The organism is Candidatus Obscuribacterales bacterium, assembly GCA_036703605.1.
Classification (GTDB): Bacteria; Cyanobacteriota; Cyanobacteriia; order RECH01; family RECH01; genus RECH01.
This window is the reverse complement of sequence record DATNRH010000749.1, coordinates 1-2,611: the sequence shown is the minus strand read 5'-3', so window position 1 is coordinate 2,611 and position 2,611 is coordinate 1. Positions and strand designations below refer to the sequence as shown.

General features: G+C 48.4%; 3 protein-coding genes. All 3 read right to left on the bottom strand.

Going from position 1 to position 2,611, the window contains the following annotated elements; genetic code table 11:
* Window positions 1-318: ATP-binding cassette domain-containing protein (locus tag V6D20_15565; protein HEY9817199.1), on the bottom strand; the 318-nt coding region annotated here is incomplete at its 3' end.
* A gap of 26 nt (window positions 319-344) precedes the next feature.
* Window positions 345-1,358 carry an ABC transporter substrate-binding protein gene (locus V6D20_15560; protein HEY9817198.1) on the bottom strand — a complete coding sequence of 338 codons (1,014 nt, stop codon included), beginning with the start codon at window positions 1,356-1,358 and terminating at the stop codon, window positions 345-347.
* 222 nt (window positions 1,359-1,580) lie between these two features.
* Window positions 1,581-2,267, bottom strand: coding sequence for a response regulator transcription factor (locus V6D20_15555; GenBank protein HEY9817197.1), 687 nt, complete (start codon window positions 2,265-2,267; stop codon window positions 1,581-1,583).
* Window positions 2,268-2,611 lie beyond the last annotated feature (344 nt).

The following is a 2,611-nucleotide window of genomic DNA, read 5'->3' as shown; positions in this document are numbered from 1 at the left end:
ATTATCATAGGCGCTTAGCCATGGCAGCATAGAATCCCGATAGTTTTGGAATACATAGCCAATGCGTGCTCGCCGAATGGGTTTATCATGGATACGAATCTCACCCTGATCGACAGGAATAAGACCGCTAATCATGTTAATCAGAGTGGACTTGCCACATCCATTGGGGCCAAAAACGGAGACGAGTTGATTGCGAGATAAGTCAAGATCGAAATTGTCGTAAAGAACCGATCCACTGAAGGATTTACAGAGCCCCTTGACTGAAACAAAGTGATCAGGCGGAGCAGCATTTTGCGTAGTAACAGGATTAATCATCATAGTTGAATCCAAAGATGGGCAAGAAGTTACGCCGGTTGATAGATTAGAGCTCCAACATCAATCGATCGGGCAAAGATTTCCTTTTCCGTCATGAAATCAAAGAATTTCTGGAAATAGGCTATATCCTCAGGCGTAAATTCGTCATACATGGTGTAACCCACCATCGGTACCTTCTCCACCAGTTCGCCCTCAATGGCAGTGTAACCGGTTAGATATTGGCGAGCTTCTGCTGGATTATCCCGAATATCTTGAACAGCTCGCCGATAGGCTTCAGCATAGATGATCGTACTTTCTGGATATTCCCCGATAAAGGCACTGCTGAGTGCAGCTGAGCCACCGAACCACGGAGCCATCGGCTCTCCCAAGATATATTTAGACACCACACCGCTTTCTAAGATCCGTGTGATACCCTTCAGTTCACCCACTGTGCCAGTTGGCTCCAAGGTATAGGCGGCATCAATTTGACCGGATTCGATCGCTGCCACATGCTGACTAATTTCAAGCTGTTGTACCCTAGGTTCTGTGACCCCAGCCGCTGCCAAAATTGCCTCAGCGATCGCTAAGTTTTGTGCCCCTGGCCCGGTAGCAAAGGACTTTCCGTTTAGATCCGTAATGGTTTGAATCGGACTATCCTTAGCCACAATCACCTGGTCGAGGATATATTCAGCATTACTAGGATTTGAGGTCAGAATTTTGAATAAGCCTGGTGAAGTAATTTCCGCTAGACCCAGCGCACCGCTCGCGACTCCATTACCCGTTCCCTGCAATCGCCCTGCAATCAGGGCTTCAGCAACTTGGTTGGGCGATGCAAACTTCACGGCTTCCACATTCAACCCAGCCTCGGCAAAATACCCTTTCTCAACGGCAACAAATAGCGGCAACCCAGAAGCCACGGGCCAAAACCCGATGGAGATGGTGCCCGGATCTTCGGCACTCTCATTCTCCGATACAGAAGCCTGGGGATTGCTGCAGGCATGGGCTGCAAGGGCGATCGCTGCCCCAGCTCCCAACTGCAAGAAATGCCGTCTACGAATCGTCATGGCGATATCCTCCAAAAATTCCTAAATTCAAGACCGAATTGCATCAAACGATACAGATTTGATGTATCATGCTAATAAGTGAGCCAGCTAATGCGTCTTGAAATCTGTAACTTGAGACCTTACGATACAGGTCAAAGGTGGAGAAACCAGGGATAATTAAGTGGAGAATTGGTGGAGAATATTGACAATTCCTCACATCCCACCTCATTTTTGCTCCTAATCCTAATCAGATTTTTCCCATGACTTTAGGCGATAGCCCACACCATGCACCGTTTCGATGAGATCACTAGGGGCACCCGCTGCCTTGAGTTTCGATCGCAAGTTTTTGATATAGGTTTTGATGGTGTCTTTGTCCGGTGCATCTTGCCATGTCCAAACATGCTCCAGAATGGCAGCGCGGCTAAGTACGCGGTGTCCATAGCGCAGGAGCGCCTCCATTAAGGCAAATTCCTTGGGGGTGAGGTGAATTGGGATGCGATCGTAGGTCACATCATAGCTACTAGGGTCTAGCTGGAGCTTGTGCCAGCTTAAAACGGGGGACATACCCGATCGCCCCCGACGTAGTAGAGCCCGAATTTGGGCCAGCAGTTCTTGTAAGTTAAAGGGCTTTACCATATAGGCATCTGCCCCTGCATCTAAACCAATCACCTTATCTAAACTAGTATCCCGCGCCGTCAGCATTAGGATGGGAGTCGCATAGCCGCGATCGCGGAGACGTTGACAAAGATTCACGCCGTCTAATTTGGGCAACGTGACATCCAGCAACACCAAATCGTAGGTAAATGCCCTAGTGTACTCCCAAGCAACCTCCCCATCCTGGGCCACATCCACGGCATAGCGCTGCACCGTCAAAGCTTCCATCAATGACTCTGCAAGTTGACGATCATCTTCTACTAATAAAACACGCATCGATTTCGACAGCTTTTGCCCAACCCTAGATGTGTACTGACACCGGAGTCATATCAGAGTCATGGTTGCCTGGCTGCACGCGCAGGCATCATGACACGACCTGAGATTCATCCTGCGTGACAGCCCTGCCTAAGATTGTTTTTTCGGATACCAAATAGCAGATTCTCTCTCGTCAATGCTCCCGAGTGTTGTTCTAGGATGAGCCAGACCTAGGGCGATCGCTACCACCCACATATGTTGTCTATTACTTGGGAAACTAGAGGTTGGCTCACGAGCTAGAGAAATTGCTTAAGATCTAAAAAGTATAGTTAATTTTTCTACCGCTTTTCTACTCTAGATTAATC